13 protein-coding genes are annotated in these 15,996 nt (G+C 69.3%); 5 read left to right on the top strand and 8 right to left on the bottom strand.

The features are described from left to right. The first annotated feature begins 3 nt into the window (after positions 1–3). Together ACN6O8_RS00150 and ACN6O8_RS00145 are read left to right on the top strand one after the other, a co-directional pair. Positions 4–1,410, top strand: coding sequence for a sensor histidine kinase (locus tag ACN6O8_RS00150; RefSeq protein ID WP_427989080.1), 1,407 nt, complete (start codon positions 4–6; stop codon positions 1,408–1,410). After that, positions 1,400–2,485, top strand: a complete 1,086-nt coding sequence (locus tag ACN6O8_RS00145; protein ID WP_427989079.1) for an ABC transporter substrate-binding protein — start codon at positions 1,400–1,402, stop codon at positions 2,483–2,485. The genes ACN6O8_RS00150 and ACN6O8_RS00145 overlap by 11 nt, the downstream gene beginning before the upstream one ends. 56 nt (positions 2,486–2,541) lie before the next feature. Here the strand turns inward: ACN6O8_RS00145 and ACN6O8_RS00140 are convergent, their stop codons facing one another. The 4 genes from ACN6O8_RS00140 to ACN6O8_RS00125 form a co-directional block, all read right to left on the bottom strand. Continuing rightward, complete coding sequence (locus tag ACN6O8_RS00140; RefSeq protein ID WP_427989078.1) at positions 2,542–5,451, bottom strand: TonB-dependent receptor domain-containing protein; 2,910 nt, start codon at positions 5,449–5,451, stop codon at positions 2,542–2,544. 126 nt (positions 5,452–5,577) lie between these two features. After that, the gene (locus ACN6O8_RS00135; protein WP_427989077.1) at positions 5,578–6,585 is read right to left on the bottom strand and encodes a FecR family protein; all 1,008 of its coding nucleotides are present in this window, start codon (positions 6,583–6,585) and stop codon (positions 5,578–5,580) included. Positions 6,586–6,622: 37 nt separating this feature from the next. Then, entirely contained in the window at positions 6,623–7,141 is a 519-nt protein-coding gene (locus tag ACN6O8_RS00130) for a sigma-70 family RNA polymerase sigma factor (RefSeq protein ID WP_427989076.1), read from the bottom strand. Between the two features lie 240 nt (positions 7,142–7,381). Next, positions 7,382–7,534, bottom strand: coding sequence for a hypothetical protein (locus ACN6O8_RS00125; protein ID WP_427989075.1), 153 nt, complete (start codon positions 7,532–7,534; stop codon positions 7,382–7,384). A gap of 127 nt (positions 7,535–7,661) precedes the next feature. Here ACN6O8_RS00125 and ACN6O8_RS00120 point away from each other — a divergent pair, with 127 nt between their 5' ends. Together ACN6O8_RS00120 and ACN6O8_RS00115 are read left to right on the top strand one after the other, a co-directional pair. Then, entirely contained in the window at positions 7,662–8,888 is a 1,227-nt protein-coding gene (locus ACN6O8_RS00120; protein ID WP_427989074.1) for a YjgN family protein, read from the top strand. A 31-nt stretch (positions 8,889–8,919) separates the two neighbouring features. Continuing rightward, positions 8,920–9,966: a M48 family metallopeptidase gene (locus tag ACN6O8_RS00115; protein WP_427989073.1), complete on the top strand. Its 1,047-nt coding sequence runs from the start codon at positions 8,920–8,922 to the stop codon at positions 9,964–9,966. A 99-nt stretch (positions 9,967–10,065) separates the two neighbouring features. Here the strand turns inward: ACN6O8_RS00115 and ACN6O8_RS00110 are convergent, their stop codons facing one another. The 4 genes from ACN6O8_RS00110 to ACN6O8_RS00095 all read right to left on the bottom strand — a co-directional run bounded on the left by ACN6O8_RS00110 (position 10,066) and on the right by ACN6O8_RS00095 (position 14,645). Beyond that, complete coding sequence (locus tag ACN6O8_RS00110) at positions 10,066–12,510, bottom strand: TonB-dependent siderophore receptor (protein WP_427989072.1); 2,445 nt, start codon at positions 12,508–12,510, stop codon at positions 10,066–10,068. An 87-nt stretch (positions 12,511–12,597) separates the two neighbouring features. Then, entirely contained in the window at positions 12,598–13,548 is a 951-nt protein-coding gene (locus ACN6O8_RS00105) for a FecR domain-containing protein (protein WP_427989071.1), read from the bottom strand. 5 nt (positions 13,549–13,553) lie between these two features. Continuing rightward, complete coding sequence (locus ACN6O8_RS00100) at positions 13,554–14,081, bottom strand: sigma-70 family RNA polymerase sigma factor (RefSeq protein ID WP_427989070.1); 528 nt, start codon at positions 14,079–14,081, stop codon at positions 13,554–13,556. A 120-nt stretch (positions 14,082–14,201) separates the two neighbouring features. Further along, a complete protein-coding gene (locus tag ACN6O8_RS00095; RefSeq protein ID WP_427989069.1) occupies positions 14,202–14,645 on the bottom strand; it encodes a CopD family copper resistance protein in 444 nt (147 codons plus the stop codon). Positions 14,646–15,061: 416 nt separating this feature from the next. Between ACN6O8_RS00095 and ACN6O8_RS00090 the strand changes: the two genes are divergently transcribed. Continuing rightward, positions 15,062–15,916, top strand: coding sequence for a hypothetical protein (locus ACN6O8_RS00090; protein ID WP_427989068.1), 855 nt, complete (start codon positions 15,062–15,064; stop codon positions 15,914–15,916). Positions 15,917–15,996 lie beyond the last annotated feature (80 nt).

Raw genomic sequence — 15,996 nt, 5'->3', positions numbered from 1 at the left:
CCGGTGTCGCCCCGCCGCATTTCCGTGCGCCGGCGCCTGCTGGCGATGTTGCTGGCGCTGTTCGTGGCGGGGCTGGGCGCGCTCTATCTGCTGGTGCGCGGCTATGCGCAGCAGACCGCCGACACCACCTACGACCAACTGCTGCGCGCCTCGGTGCTGTCGCTGGCCGACAGCCTGCAACTGGTGCAGGGCGAATGGCAGATGGACATGCCCTACGCTGCCCTGGCGCTGCTGGAACAGGCACCGCGCGACCGCGTGTTCTACCGCGTGACGGCGGCCGATGGCGCGCTGATTTCCGGCTACGCCGACCTGCCCGCGCCGCCCGGCCGCAACACCGAGGCCAGCGCCGAAACGCAGCTATTCACCGCCACTTACCAGGGCCAGCCGGTGCGGGTGGCCTGGATGGAACGCAAGATCGCCGGCCCGCGCGCCACGGAAGCCGCGCGGATCCAGGTGGCACAGACGCGCGAGGCGCGCAATGCGCTGGCCGCGAGCATCCTGTGGCGCGGCACCCTGACGCTGATCGGTTTCACCGCCGCGGCGCTGGCGCTGGCGTATTGGGGCCTGCAACGCTCGTTGGCGCCGATCCAGCGCATCGAGCGCGAGCTGGCCGCGCGCAGCGCGTCCGACCTGCATCCCATTGGCGCGCCGGTACCGGAGGAACTCGACACCCTGGTGCAGACGCTCGACGGCTTCATGGCGCGGCTGTCGGAAAACCTGGACACGCTGCGCCTGTTCATCGCCGAGGCCGCGCACCAGTTGCGCACACCGCTGGCGGCGCTGCACGCGCAGATGGAAGTGGCGCTGGACGAGGACGATCCCTCCGAACAGCGCCGCAGCCTGCTGGCGGTGCTGCGCAACGCCGAAAAACTGTCGCGCCTGGTGAACCAACTGCTCAGCGACGCCAGCGTCATCCACCGCAGCAACCTGCGCAGGTTCGAGCCGGTGGATCTGGCGGAGTTGCTCGGCCAGGCCGTCTACGACACCGTGCCCCAGGCCGAGCCGCGGCCGGATGTCCGCCTGCACCTGCCCGACAGCGGTCACGGCGGCCCCTGCCGCATTGCGGGCGACAGCCTGATGCTGCGCGAGGCCTTCAAGAACCTGATCGACAACGCCCTGCGCCATGGCGCCTCGAAGGGCGGCCCCATCGATATCCTCCTCGACCGTGAAGAAAGCCGCTGGCGCGTCACGGTGGCCGACCATGGCCCCGGCATCGCGCCGGCGCTGGCGCAAAGCGCCTTCGAGCGTTTCTCGCGCGGCCCCAATCCGCGCACGCCCGGCGCCGGCCTGGGGTTGTCGATCGTCAAGCGCGTGGCCGACAGCCACGGCGGCGACCTCAACCTGAGCAACCGGCCTGGCGGCGGCCTGCAAGCCGTCATGCGCCTGCCGGCCTACGACCATGACGACTAGACGCGCCTTGCTCGCGCGCCTGCTCATCGCCGGCGCGGCCCTGCTGTCGGGCCCCATCGGCCATTGCGCCGAGACCCGCGCCGCTGGCCTGACGCTGGGCCCGGCGGACAGCAAGAATGTGCTGGTGCTGCATGCGTCCAACAGCGTGCAGGTATTTCGCGGTGTGCTGGAGGACTTCAGCCGGCTCAATCCCGGCGTCCGGCTGGAGTACACGGAGCTGTCGACCCAGGCGCTCTATAGCGATGTGATCGATCGCGCCCGCCGCGCGCCGGGCGCGCCGGCCGGCCCCGACCTCATCATCAGCAGCGCCATGGACTTGCAGACCAAGCTGGTCAACGACGGCCACGCGCAGCCGCACGTGTCGCCCGAGACCCGCGCCCTGCCCGCCTGGGCCAACTGGCGCGACGAGGTCTTCAGCATCGGCACCGATCCGATCGTGATGGTCTACGACACCCGCCGGCTCGCCCCCCCGCGTGCGCCGCGCACCCGGCGCGAACTGTTGGCGCTGCTGCAGGCCGCCGACCAGCCGCTGGCCGGCCGCATCTCGACTTACGACGTCGAGGGCAGCGGCATCGGCTACCTGGCCGCCACCCAGGACGCGCGCCTGGACAGCCTGGCCGGCGCGCTGCTGGCCGCGTTCGGCCGCAACCGCGCCAGCGTGCACGAATCGACCGAGCAGGCGCTGGACAAGCTCGAGCGCGGCGAGATCACGCTGGCCCACAACCTGCTGGAGTCGTATACGCGCCATCGCATCGAGCGCGGCGCGCCGCTGGCGATTGTCTATCCGCAGGACTACACCTTGATGCTGTCGCGCTCGGCGATCATTCCACGGCAGGCGCCGCGCCCGGACCTGGGCGGCCGCTTTCTGGACTACCTGTTGTCAGCGCGCGGCCAGGAGATGATCGCGCGCCAGTCCGGCATGCGGCCGGTCGGCGCGTCGGTGGTCCCGGCCGCGGGCGTGCGCCCGGTGGCGCTGGGGGTGGGGCTGCTGGTGTATCTGGACCCACTCAAGAAGCGCCACTTCCTCGACCTGTGGCGCGCGGCCGCGCGCCCGCCGGGCCCGCAGCGGAATTGAATCCCCGGGGCCGCCGCCGGGCGGGGCGGCCCCGGGCACATGGCAGGGCGGCCTTGTCAGAAGCGCGCCTGCAAGCCCACGCGCAGGGTGCGGCCGGGCGCCGGCATGAAACTCGACGCCAGCGGATCCAGGTAGTAGCGGTTCGTGAGGTTCTGCACCGACAGGCTGATCAGCGTCTGCGGGCGTAGCGCATAGGCCATGAACAGGTCGAACAAGGTGACTTGCTGATAGACCAGTTGCGGCGTGGTCGGCGCGGTCTGCCACGGCCGGTCGGCGGTGGCGGTGGGCCCCGACGTGTAGGTCATGCGCCCGCCCAGGGTAAGGGTTTCGTTGAAGAGGCGCAGGCCGGATGTCAGGCTCACCGCCAGTCGCGGCGGGTTCTGCGTGTTGGCGTACGACCCCATGAAGCTGCCCGGCGTGCACTCGGGCGTGTTCTCCGTGCGCTGATAGGGCCCGGCGTTGTCGCGCAGTTTCCGCGCGAAGGCCGCATCGCACGTTTCGGTCTTCAGGTAGTACGTGGCCGCCAGATCCGCGAACACGCGCCCGGCATCGTAGTGGGATTGGAATTCCAACCCGCTGGTCTGGTAGCTGTCGGTATTGCGGAACTGCATCACTCCCTGGTCGTAATAGCGCGTAATGTAGTGCTTGATGTGGTTGTTGAAATACGCCACCTTGGCCGCGATCGAATCGCCGTCCACGAACAGGTTGCCGCGCAGCGTGCTGGCGCCGGCCTCCCAACTGTTGGAGCGTTCCGGCTTGAGCCCGCGCCCGGGCGTGAGCTGCAGCGTGCCCAGGCTGGTCTCGAACAGCGACGGCAGGCGCAAGCCCTGGGTGTACGAGGCATAGACGAAGGTATCCGCCACCAGCTCCAGGTTCAAGCCGAGCGACGGCGAGAACGCGCCCCCGCCGCTGCGCTGCTGGGGCGCGTGGTCGTAGCCGGTGACGATCTCCACTTCATCCTCGGGAAATACCCGCGTGCGGGTTTCGTCCGCGCCGAAGCCGTCGTAGGGCACGCCGACCTCCGGGCGATTGCTGTCGAAGAAAACGGTGCCGCCGTGCAGGCGCGGGTCGGTGCCATCGGTATAGCGGCCGCTCGCGTCGGGGAACCACATCAGGTAGCCGATACCGCCCGGCACCCACGCCGCGTCCCCCGGCTTGAACAGCATGATGTGACGGAAGTTGCGCGCTTCGCGGCGCGCGGTGGAATACACGCCATTGTCCCTGACACTGAAATGGCTGTAGCGGGCCCCGCCCCACAGCGTCAGCGCCTGCACCGGCTGGTATTGCAGCTTGCCGTTCAGGCTGAACTCCTGGCGCGAGGCATCCCGCAGCGTGCGGTTGCCGTCGACGTCCTGCTGCGTCGTCACGACGCCGCGCTGCGGGCGGATGTCCTCGATCTGGAACGAGCCGCCCAGGTCGAGCTTGAAGTCACCGCGCGCCGTCCGCCAGCGCGAGGAATTGGACAGGTCGCCACCGATGCGGCGGTCGGCCTGGCGCGTCCAGTTGCGGTCCGTCCGATAGGCCTGGGTAGCGGGCGCCCACACCGAGGTCAACTGGCTGGTCTTGGCGTCGGTCAGCCACAGGCTGGCGCTCAGGTCCACCAGCGGGTTGTCCGCCGGTTCGAACTGGTAGCGCGCGGTGTAGGTGTCGATGTCGGTCTGGCCCAGCGGATACTGGCTGATACCCGCCGTGCCCGACCGGAAGATATCCGATGGCATGATCTCGCCGAGGGTGCCGCCGTAGCGGCGATAGCCCAGCTCCAGCGTGTGGCCCTGCGCCGGCCGCAGGATCAGCTTGAACAGCGTCGACTCGGTTTCGGCGGAGGAGTTCAGCACCTCGTCACCCGGGTTGTAGACCTTGGCCACGCTGTTGCGCTCGTAGCCGTTCGAGTAGTAGGTGCGATAGCGCTCGCGCCCTTTCCTGCCCGAGAAATAATTGCCCTGCCTGCGGTGGGCGTAGGCCGCCACGATGTCGAGATGCGCGTTGGTGTAGGCAAACGCCGCACTGCCCGATCTGGCGCGCGAGCCGGACAGGCTGCCCTGGTCATCATGGGGCACCGCGTTCAGGCTTTCCTCGGCGTCCCCCACGGCGGCGGGCGCCTTGCCGGTCCGGTGCGCTGGCGCCACGCCGTTGTCCCACGCTTCGCCCTTCAGGCGCAGGCCGATGTGGCGGCCTTCCGGCAGGATATCCTGCACCCCCAGGGTGCGCATTTCCACCGAACCGCCGATGGCGCCGGATGTCACCGACGGGCCCTTGTTGACCGTCACGGTGCTGATGAGGTCGGGGTCGATGTAGCTGCGCTGCTGCGTGCCCGCGTAGCCCCGGTACACGTCCAGCGCCTGCTCCGAACCGTCGACCCGCACGGCCACCCGGCTCTGCCCCTGGATACCGCGGATATTGACATCCAGGCCGCCGCCATTGCGGCTGTCGCCAACCTGCACGCCGGGAATGCCGGCAAGCAGATCACCCGCCGACACCCGGCCGAACCGGTCGAGGTCCTGGCTGGACAGGTGCACCGATGAACGGGGCGCGCGGTAGACCTCTTTTTCGGCCAGCGCGTCGGCCTTGACCACGACGGGCGCCAGCGCCGTGACTCCCGGCGCCGTCACCAGCACATACCCGGACGCGCCCCGCCGGGCCTGCAGGCCGGTGCCGCGCAACAGCGCGGCGAAGCCATCGTCCAGCCCGTAGCGGCCATGCAGGCCCGGGCTCTGGAGACCGGCCACCTGGCCGGCAACGAGCGACAGCGCGGCGTTGGACTGCTGCGCATAGCGGCTCAAGGCATCCGCCAGCGGCCCGGCGGGAATGTCGTACTGCGGGTCGGCCTGCTGCGCCAGGGTCGGGGGCGCGGCGGATACGCCCAGCCCGGCCAGCATCAGGCGCGACAGCAAAGCCAGGCCGGCGATGGCGCGCGGGGCGGAAAACGGAGAACGGCGGCGCGGGCTTGCCGCGTGAATCTGGTGCATGATCGTGGTCCTCGGATGGGGCGCCCGGGGTCGATCGATACGCGCCGGGTCATCGCCTTTCAAAAGCCATGACGTGTCAGCACGCGGAACACGAACCGCGCGGGCGAAACCGCGTGGAATCGCGGATCAATTCACCGTCCGCCCAACCCACACCAGATAGGACGATGCGAATCGCAACGTCAGCCCGGGCACGCTTTCCGCCAGCAGGCGCAGCGCCCGGTCAGGATCGTCCAGCGGCAGCACCACCGCCATGCGGATACCGGCCAAGGCGGCCCCGTCATAGAGAATCCAGCCGGGCCGGTGACGATTCAGTTCGTCCAGCACGTCCGTCAGCGGCCGGTCGTGCGCCACCAGTTGATGCAAGCGCCAGGCCTGCGCCACCTCGCGGGCGTCGACCGTCGTGACCGGCCCCACGCCTTGCGCCGACACGGACACGCGTTGCCCGGCCCGCACCACCACGGGTTGAGTCTGGGAGCCATGGACGGCGTCGACCCGTACCTGGGACTCGATCATGGTCAGGGTGGTCACCGCGTCGTGCCGCGCGACGACGTACCGCGTGCCCAGCGCGGTCAGGCGCGCCTCGCCGGTACGCACCACGAAGGGACGCGCGGCGTCCTTGGCCACCTCGACCAGCACCTGGCCCTGCACCAGTTCGAGTTCCCGGCGCCGCGGATCGAACGCCAGGTTCACCGCGCTGCTGCCGGCCAGCGTGATCCGCGAGCCATCCTCCAGAACGCGGCTGCGCCACTGCCCCGGCGCGCTGCGCGCATCCGCCAGCAGATAGGCCACGGGATAGGCCTGCAAGACAGGCCACCCCGCCACCGCCGCGAACAGCAAGGCGCCGATCGCGACGCGCAACCGGTGCGCGCGGCGCTTGCCCGCATGCGCGAAGGCGGCGTCGAACCCTGCCCGCGCCGGCCCCGCCGCATGCGCCGCCGCGCCACGCAGCTCGCGCATCTGCGCGACCACCCGCCGCATGCCCCGCGCCGCGGCCGCGTGCGCCGGGCTTTGCCGCGCCCAGGCCGCCAGCTCCCGCCGCGCGGCCTCGCGCTCGGTCACATCGGCCGCGCTCAGGCGCACGACCCACAGGGCCGCCTGCTCGGCGATGGCATCGGGGATCGGCGCCTGCGTCATGCCGGCGGCTCCCGGCCCCACGAGCCTCCCCCCGTCATCATGGAGCCAGCACCAGATGGCAGCGCAGCAGCCCCTGCGCCAGATACTTCTGCACCATCCGCACGGAAATGCCCAGGCGCGCCGCCACCACCGGCTGGCTCAGGTCTTCCAGGTAATGCAACAGGAACGCCTCGCGGCCTTTCGGGGCCAGCGTCGCCAGCGCCGCCGCCAACTGCTCCACCGCCTGAATCGCGCTCATCAGCGCCTCGGGTGAAGGCGCCCGTTGCGGCAAGGCCGCCGCCGCCTGCGCCATGGCGTCGAGATAGGCCTGCTCGACGCGCTGGCGCCGCAGGCGGTCGAGCATCAGGCGGCGCGCGGCCGTGACCAGGTAGGCCCGCGGTTGCGCCAGTTCGGCCGGCGGCACCTTGGCCGTGAGCAGCCGCAGGAACGTGTCATGGGCCAGGTCCGCCGCCTGCTCGGGGCAGCCCAGCCGGCGCCGCAGCCATGCCGTGAGCCAGCCGTGATGATCGACGTAGAGCGCCTTGACGGCCGACACCAGGGGATGAGCTGCAGTCACGATCCATGTCATGCGGACGCGACCCGCGAGCCGGCGTCTCGATGAACCAAATAAAAATGAGACTCGATACTAGGTCGGCTGAAACGGCCGGGCAAGACAAGAGAAACATACGAGGTTCATCTGTTGCAACGCGCGGCGGTCTGCCCGCGCAAGGCCCCGCCCCCATCAGATCAAGCCAGGTAGGCCGCCACCTGGCCCGGCGTCAGATAGCGCGTGAACGTGATCGACGGTTGCCGCGCGTCATGGATCGCGCCAGGCGATCTCGCGGCGCACGCCCAAGGCCTGGACGTGGTCGCGCATCAGGTTCTGCAACAGCGTAAAAGCATGGAAATTGTTGTTGATGCCATGCGCCCGCGCCACGAAGGCCGTGCCCGAGGCGGGCAGCAGCAGCACCCGCTCATCTTCGTAGCTGATGCGCGACGCCAGCCACGCAACAGCCCGGCACGGAACGCGAGGCTGGCGTCGGTGCGCGCGGGATCCCGACCAGTTACCAGACCTATCCCATATCTGCGCCGCTCGCGTGTTGCTAGGATTTGCGAATCCGTCCGTTCGTCGCTCCCGAGATAGTCAGATGCCACAGTTGCCAGTCCAAGCGGTTCCGGATGCCGGGGATGCATCCCCCCCACGGTTCTCCCGCAATACCGCGCCGCAAGCGCTGCCCCTTCAGTTCGACGGCGCCGCGCGCGATTACTTCGGCGTCTGGCTCGTCAACGTCCTGTTGACGCTGTGCACCCTGGGGATCTGGTCGGCCTGGGCAAAGGTCAGGACGAAGCGCTGGTTCTATGGCCATACCCGCCTGGCGGGCGCCGGGTTCGACTATCACGCCACCGGGGGCCAGATACTGAAAGGCCGCCTGCTCGCCATCGTCCTGATCGTCGGCATCTCGGTCATCAGCGCCTTGTGGCCGCTGGCCGAGAAAGTGGTCACCCTTCTGTTCCTGGCTGGCATGCCCTGGGCCATCAATGCCGGCCTGCGGTTCAACGCCTGCATGACGTCCTGGAGCAATGTGCGCTTCGATTTCCAGGGCCGCTATGGGCGCGCACTGCTGGTCTTCGTGCTCATCCCGCTGGTTGCGGTCTTCACGCTCGGACTGCTCGCGCCCTTGGCCACACAGCGTCTGGCGCGCTACGCGGCGGCGAGCTACCGCTTTGGCGCCGCCGCCTTCACCTGCGCGCCGCGCCTGAGAACGCTGTATGCCGTGTTGCTGCGCAGCGCGGCGCTGCTGCTCGCGGTCTGCCTGCTTGGCCTGTTGGTCACCCAACTGGTCGGAACGGCGATGATCCCCGAATTCTCGTTTCCAGAAATGCTGCGAGGACTGTTCGGGCCGCTGCCGAACCGCCATCGCCCGCTCTCGCCCGGACTGCGCATGTTCCTGGCCGTGCTGCCCGTCATGCTCGCAACGCTATACGCCGCCCTGTTGGTTGCGGCCATGTACTACAGCGCCTGCGCCCATAACGAAATCATCAACCGCTGCGCGCTGGCGGGCGGTCATCGCCTGCGCAGCGACATGGCGCCGCTGCGCTATATCTGGATCACGCTGTCCGGGCTCGCGGCCAGCCTGTTCAGCGTGGGCCTGGCCTACCCTTGGGCGCGCGTGCGCCGATACCGCTACGTGGCGCAATGCATCATTGTTCTGGCCGCGCCGGGCCTGGACGAATTCGTATCGCAGCAACCGGCACGCGCCCCCGGCGCCTTCGGCGCCGAACTCAGCCAGCTTGAAGGCTTTGCCGTTGTCTCGTCTCTCTGACCGCGCCCGGCCCACAGGAGGCGCCAGCGGCATGCCCAGCGCCGCGGACACCGCGGCGCGCCATGCGATCCATGGGCGACTGTTCGAAGCCCGCTCGGCGGCCAGCCAACCCGCGACCCTGCATTGGCGCGAGGACGGCAGTCTGCTCCTGCGGTACGGTCAGCGGGAACGGGCGCTGCCGGCCGGCAGCGTGCGGTGGTCCAGCCGTATCGGTACGGCCGCCCGGCGTGCCGCGTTGCCCGGCGAAAGCACCTTCGAAACCGCTGATAACGATCAGGTCGACCGGCTGGAACGCCTGCATGGCCGCCGCAGCCATCTGCTGCACCGTCTGGAACGTCTCAACATGCCCGGACTGGCGCTGGCGGCGCTGGTCACTCTGGCGTTCCTCGTCAGCCTGCGCTGGACGATCCCGTGGCTGGGGGACGCCATCGCCCGAACGGTTCCCTCCACTGTCGAGACCCGCCTTGGCAACCACGTCCTGCGAACGCTGGATCAGGCCGTATTGCGGCCCAGCCAACTCTCGCCCGACCGCCAGCGTGCCATCCAGGCGGTGTTCGAGGCATTGGTGGCCAATGCCGAGGCGGCGCCGCAACGGCCACGGCTGTTATTCCGCCAGGGAGGTCCACTGGTCGGCGCCAACGCCATGGCATTACCGGGGGGCAGCGTCATCGTCACGGACGAACTGGCGCGCCAGGCCGAAACGCCCGACATGCTGGCCGGTGTACTGGCCCATGAAATCGGCCACATACAGCATCGCCACGGTATAAGACGCCTGGGACGCCTGGCTGGCCTGTCGACCGTGACGATTCTTTTCAGCGGCGACGCATCCAGTCTGCTGCACGAGGCCAGCGTGCTGGGCACGGGACTGCTGGATCTGTCCTACTCGCGCGCCTTCGAACACGAGGCCGACGCCACCGCGGTCGCGCTCCTGCGCAAGGCGGGCAAGGATCCGGCGCTGCTGGCGGCATTACTGCAACGCCTGAGCGCGCAGTCCGCGATGGCGGGCGCCATGCCGAACTGGCTGTCCAGCCATCCGTCGACGCAGGCGCGGACGCGCTTCATCCTCGAAGGACGCTAGCGAAAGCCGGCGCGGCGCGCCGGCGTGCGGGTCGGGGGCGTGGGCTGAACCAGGCCAGCGCCACGCGGATCGGCCGCTTCGGCGAGCACCGCAAGCCGCTCAATAGCGGTAGTTCACCCCCAGCATCGCACTGAACGGCGCGCCGTAGTAGTTGCTATAGACATTGGTGCTGGCGTAGTACTTCTTGTCCAGCACGTTGTTCAGGTTCAGCGTGGCCGACCACTGGCGGTTGAACTGATAGCGCGCCATCAGGTCGAGCAAGGCGTAGCTGCCCTGCGACGATTCCAACTGCCGGCCGCCCGGGCCGCCGCTGGTGAAGCCGCTGGCGCTTTCCCAGCGCACCCCGCCCCCCACAGTCAGGGCGCTCCAGTCGCCGGGCAGTCGGTAGGTGGTGTAGAGCTTGGCGATGTGACGCGGCAGGCCGACCTGGGTCGAGAAGCCCGCGGGCAGGCGGCGATCCACATAGGCATACGACAGCTGCATCTGCCAGCCGGGCATGAGTTCGCCGCTGAGCTCGGCTTCAACGCCGCGCAGCACGGCGCCGTTGGCGGCGACGTAGGCGCTGTCGCCATTGGGCGCCAGCCTGTCGCCGTCCAGCATGGCGTAGTTGTCCTGGCGGGTGCGGAACAGCGCCAGCGCGCCGTTCAATCGGCCGTCCAGCCAGGCGGACTTCAGGCCGATCTCATAGGTATCGCCCTTGATCGGCGCGATGCCGCTGCCCGACACGGTCTGCGCCTGCTGCGGCAGAAAGATGCTGGTGTAGCTGGCGTAGGCGGACAGCGTTGGCGTCAGGTCGTAGACCACGCCGGCATACGGCGTGTACACGCCTTGCTCGCGCATGTCGTCCGGATAGGCCGAGCCGTCGTTGTAGGTGTAGGACGCCTGCTGGTCCCACCAGGTGACCCGCGAGCCCAGCACCAGCGACAGCGCGTCGGTCGGACGCAGGCGCAGCGCGCCATAGATCGCGTTCTGCTTCTCGGTGTAGTAGCGCTTGCCCGTGGCCTGCCACTGCGGCTGCGGCATGTCGCCATCCCAGGCGCGCACGTCCGGGATGGCCGGGTCGTAGCCAGGGACCGTCCACAGCGGATAGGTGTCGTAGTCGCCCTTGGTGCGCGAAAGGCTCACGCCCAGCACCAGGTCATGACGACGCCCCAGCGCGTCGAAGGCGCCGCTCAGGCTGGCATCGAGCGCATTCTGGGTTTTCGGGATCGGCCACTTGGCGACCCACACGGACGCGCCCTGCCCGGTCTGCGGATCGGCCCAGCCGTTGCTGCTGAACCAGCCGTAAGTGCGGTCGTTGTCGTCGCCGGTGCGCGACAGTGTCAGCGAGCCTTTCCATGACGGCGCGAATTCGTGGTCGAGCGTGGCGAAGACGTTGTAGCGCGTGCGTTCCTGGCGGCTCCAGTTGGTGGCGGAATTGAAGCGCTGGCGAAAATCGGTCTGCGAGCCGTCCGCGTAATAGGCCGGGAAACCGAAGTACGAGCAGGCCGTGCATTTCTTGCGCTGGTACTCCGCGCCCAGCGTCAGCAGGGTGCGTTCGGTCAGGTCCGCCTCGATGACACCGTACAACAGTTGCGAATCCTGCTTGACGCGGTCGATGAAGGACCCGCCCTCCTGCCAGGCGCCCACCAGCCGTCCGCGCAACTTGCCGGACGCATCCAATGGGCTGCCCAGATCGAACTCGGTGCGTTTGTAATCCCATGACCCGACGCTGGCGCCGACGCCTGCCTCGAACTCGCGCGTCGGCCGCTTGCGCACCAGGTTGATGGAGGCGGCGGGGTTGCCCGCGCCGCTGAGCAGGCCGGTGGCGCCGCGCACCACCTCGATGCGGTCATACAGCGCGGTATCCAGCCCCAGGGCGTTGAAATCCTTGTGGGTCGGCACGCCGTCGACCTGCATGTTGGTGATTTCCATGCCGCGGGCATACAGCCCTTTTTCGTTGTCGTCGGCCGAACCCTTCTTCTTGAAGGTCAGGCCCGGCGTATTGACGATGGCGTCCTCCAGGGTGTTCAGGCCCTGGTCGGTGAGGCGCTGGCGCGTCATCACCGAGACCGATTGCGGCGTCTCGCGCAATGTCAGCGGCAACCGGGTGGCGGTGTTCGAGACGCCGACCGTGTAGGAATCGGTGCCTTCGCTGGGCCCGGGTTCACGCGCGCCCAGCACCTGCACCGGCGCCAGCGTCTGCGCGTTGGCCACGCGCAGGCCGTAGCGGTTGCCGCCCTGGTTGACGGCCTCCAGGCCGGTTCCCGACAGCATCGCCGCCAGGCCGGCGGCCACGCCATAGTCGCCTTGCAGGCCGGCGCTCCGCCGGCCTTCGGTCAGCGTGGCGTCGAACGCCAGCACCACCCCCGCCTGGGCGGCGAAGCGGCTCAAGGCCAGTCCCAGCGGACCGGGTGGCACATCGTAATGGCGCGCCGCCTGCGCGCTGGGGGCTGCCTGCGCAAGGGCGGGCGACGCGGCGCAGGCAGCCGTCAGCGCAGCCAGGACGGCGCGTGCCAGGGGCGCCAGCATGGCGCGGGAGCGAAGCAAGGGTACAGAAGGCATGGACTCAGTTTTCCGTATGGCAGATCCGACGTAATCCCAGCTAAGTCGGACGAGCGCGGAAAAAGGACAATGCGCCGTGGAAATAAATCAATCGCGGGCGACGATGCGGACGTAATAACGGGTGTAGCGCGACACCCGCACGGGCAAGGCGCGCGCCACCGCGGCCAGGGCCTGGTCGGTGTCGTCGACCGGAAACGCCCCCGACAACCGTAGCGCCGCCACCGCGTCATCACATCGCAGCAGACCCGGCCGGTAACGGTCGAGACGAGCAATGAAGTCGCCCAGCCGCCAGTTGTCCACCACCAGCAGGCCCCGCGTCCAGGCGTCGGGTTCACCCATGATGGCGCCGGCCGCGTGCGCGCCCGCGGGCCCCAGCGTGCCCTGCTCGCCCGCGCTCAGCATCACGGACGGGCCGCCGTTGGCGGGCTCCAGCGCCACCGCATGGCGCAGCACCGCGACCCGCGTCAGATCGCCCTGCCGGGTGACGAGAAAGCGCGTGCCCAAGGGACGCACCACGCCATGCACGGTGGCCACGCGCAAAGGCGGCAGGCCGGGGCGGGTGTTTGCGGTATCGATCAGGATTTCCCCGACATGCAGGACGATGCGGCGCTGGCCGCCATCGACCGCCACGTCAACCGCGCTGGCGCTGTCGAGCCACAGCAGGGTGCCGTCCGCCAGCCGCAGTTCGCGGCGGTCGCCGGCGCCGGTGCGGTAGTCGGCCAGCATCCGCTCCATCGGCAGGCTGCGCCAGGCCATCAGCCCGCCCGCGCCCAACAGCGCCACCGCGCCCAGGCCGTTGCGCAGCGCGGCGCGGCGCCGCGCGAAGTGCTGGTCGGCGCGGTTCAGCGTGTCGGCGGCCAACCGCGCCGGCGCCGCTTGCAGCGTGCCGCGCAGCCGCTCGACCTGGCGCCAGATGCGCGCGTGCTCGGGATCGGCGGCCAGCCAGCGGCCATGCGCCGCCAGGTCGGCCGCGCTGACGTCGTCGGCACAGAGGCGCGCGTACCATTGCGCCGCCACGGCGATGGTCTTGTCCGCCATGGCCGCTACTGCCGCGCCAGCGCGTACACCAGACAATGCTCGGTGGCGCGCGCCATGTACTTCTTGACGGAGCTGACCGTGACGCCCAGGCGGGCGGCGATCTCGGCATAGCTGGCGCCTTCCAGTTGCGACATCAGGAAGGCGCGCCGCACCTTGTCGCCCAGGCCGTGCAGCATGGCGTCGATCTCGCGCAGGGTTTCGAGCAGGATGGCCTGCGTCTCGGGCGAAATGGCGCTGGCCTCGGGCTGCTGCGCCAGGGTTTCGAGCCAGGCGCGTTCCAGCACCTGACGGCGGATGTGGTCGACCAGCGTGCGCTGCGCCACCGTGGCCAGGAAGCTGCGCGGTTGCCGCACGCCCTGCAATTGCGCCATGGAGGCCGGCGACGCCAGCAGCCGCAGGAAGGTGTCCTGGGCCAGGTCGGCGGCCTCGGCCGGCACGTTCAGGCGCCGCAGCAGCCAGCCGCGCAGCCAGCCGTGGTGGTCGCGATACAGCCTGCCGAGCTCGCGGTGCTGCAGGGATTCCATGGACGACATGGCCGTGACGTTTGGGCTAGGGGAATTTTTGGAATGGGAATTGTAATCATTATTGATGAGGACATTCAATGATCTACGATCCGCCCATTCGGCCCGCGTCGTCCCACGGGTTCCCCGCCCTCACCACGTCACATAAAACATCGCCTTGGCCAGCACCACGATGCCGACCATGTGCCAGAACACGCTCAGATGCACGCGCCGCTGCAGCGCCGGCGTCAACCGCCGCTTGCGGGCCAGCGCCAGCGCGGTGACGACGTGCAACGCCACGCTCACGGCCAGCGCGATCTTGACCGACAGCAGAATGCCCAGCGGCGACCCGGCCGGATGCGCCAGCACGCCACGGTATTGCCATGCCAGGCCCAGGCCGGCCAGATACAGCACCAGCACCGCCCACGGCACCGCGCCGCGCACGCGCGGGCCGAGCTGCGCGCCGAGCGCCTTGCGCATCTCGGGCGACAGGCGCCGGTGCACCGGCTCCAGGAACAGCACCTCGAAGGCCACCGTGCCCACGAAGACGAAGGCGGCCAACAGATGCAGGATCAACAGGAAAGGATAGGAGTTCATGACGGCGCCCGGATCAAGGCGGGGCGAACGGCGCGATGACCGCGCCCGCCCCGCCCACGCGGGGAACATTTACCCGCGCATGTGATTGTCCGGCAGCGCTGTCGGCGCGCGGCTGACGCACATCAAGCGCGTCATGATCCAGGGGGGATTGGCCGCCCTGGCGCGGCCAGGGCTTGCTTGTGCTTGCCGGAAGCGTGCTGCTCGACCACCAGGTCCAGGGCCGGCTCGGCAGGTGGAGTGGGGCGGGAAGGCGGGCTGCGCTGACGGCAAGGTGTCAGCGGCATTCAGCGATAATCGGGCAACTCCACTACCGCCTGGCTCACCGCCTGGCCACGCCGATGCGTATCCGCGCCGCTTTGCTGCTTTGCCCGTTGGCTCTTGCCTTGCACGCGCCGCCCGCCCCGGCCGACACCCGAGTGCAATCCCTGGACCAGGTGCCCGGCGCCATCAAGACGCAGGACGCCCGCAAGATGTACGACAGCCAGATGAGCGGCGCGCCCCGGCCCGATGGCCTGGGCACGCAATTGCCGGCGGGCTTCAGCAGCGCCTTCCTGCTGCAGCAACTGGCCCCCGGCCAGAATCCCAAGCGCCTGCTGGTGGCCGGCGCCAAGGCCTGGCCGCAGCGCCCCGGCGCCTATGTGGCGCTGGTGTGCCTGGCGGCCAGCGCCGAACGCGCGGAACGGCTCAAGAAGTTCGGCGATGGCGACTGCAGCAGCCTGTCCCAGGACGAGGACAGGACCGACATCTGGGTCGGCGTCTTCGACGCCGTGCCCGGCGCCGCGCCCAAGCTGGTGGCGCGCACCGACGCCCCCGTGACCACGCCAACCGACTGGAGCGACACCGACATCGACCCGCCCATCGACCTGGCGCTGCAGGACGCCGGCGCCCCCATGCAGTCCACGCCGGCCAGCTGGAAACGCTTCGATCTCGCGCCCTACAAAATTGCGCCCGACAGCACCGCGTTCGGCCTGCGCGCCGGTTGGAGCGAAGGCTACGCGGGCGGCGGCGCCGACTTCGAAGCCCTGTATCTGTTCCGCATCGACGGCGCGGCGCTGCGCGTCGTGTTTGCCCGGCCCATGTCGTTCGTCAAGACCATCGCCGGCGACTGGAACCCCGATGGCACGCGCGAGCACGATGAATCCGACGCCAGCAATTCGCTGGTGATCCTGCCGACCAAGACCGGCGGCTACTTCGACCTGCAATTGCGCCAGCAAGGCGGCAAGTGGAAGCGCACGTTCAAGTGGTCGGTGGAAAAACAGGCCTACAAATAAACCGGGAATAACGGCCGCCCGCGCTCGCGTGGCCGATCATCGACAGGCCGGTGGCCAACGCCGCGAGGCCAAGACGCTGG

The organism is Achromobacter sp. (genome assembly GCF_050285565.1).
Taxonomy (GTDB): Bacteria; Pseudomonadota; Gammaproteobacteria; order Burkholderiales; family Burkholderiaceae_B; genus Achromobacter.
The sequence above is the reverse complement of the archived record's forward strand: the minus strand, read 5'-3'. Positions and strand labels throughout refer to the sequence as shown.